Raw genomic sequence first — 352 nt, 5'->3', positions numbered from 1 at the left:
CCGTCATGATCCGGCCGACTGGATCAGCCAAGTAGCCGTGAGTTTGAGCCAGATTCAATCCTGGAGTCAATCAACCAACCATCACGGCGCCAACACATGCCCAGCAACAGACAACGAGTACACAGCCACCAGAATAACGCGACGCAGCGCAGAAGAAACACAAGGCTATTACCACGACCACATATACATGTGGCCAGAAAACCAGGTAGCCATGCAACCCATCACAGATAGGCTCATGACCAGCCTCAGTCTCAATGATGTGGATGCATAAAATAATCTGGTTGAACTCCCCTTTAGAGTGAAGTGCAACCAGATTGTCATCTCATAGTATTTTTATTTAATCTTGCTTCTC

1 protein-coding gene is annotated in these 352 nt (G+C 47.7%); it reads left to right on the top strand.

The window, feature by feature from the left end; all coding sequences use genetic code 11:
• Positions 1-271, top strand: a 271-nt coding sequence (locus QP140_RS09840; RefSeq protein WP_284759475.1) for a hypothetical protein, incomplete at its 5' end; no start/stop codon positions are given.
• Positions 272-352 lie beyond the last annotated feature (81 nt).

The sequence above is a fragment of the Corynebacterium sp. UMB9976 genome (assembly GCF_030212265.1).
GTDB lineage: Bacteria > Actinomycetota > Actinomycetes > Mycobacteriales > Mycobacteriaceae > Corynebacterium.
Note: the sequence above shows the minus strand (reverse complement) of the source record. Positions and strands in the feature narration are given on the sequence as shown.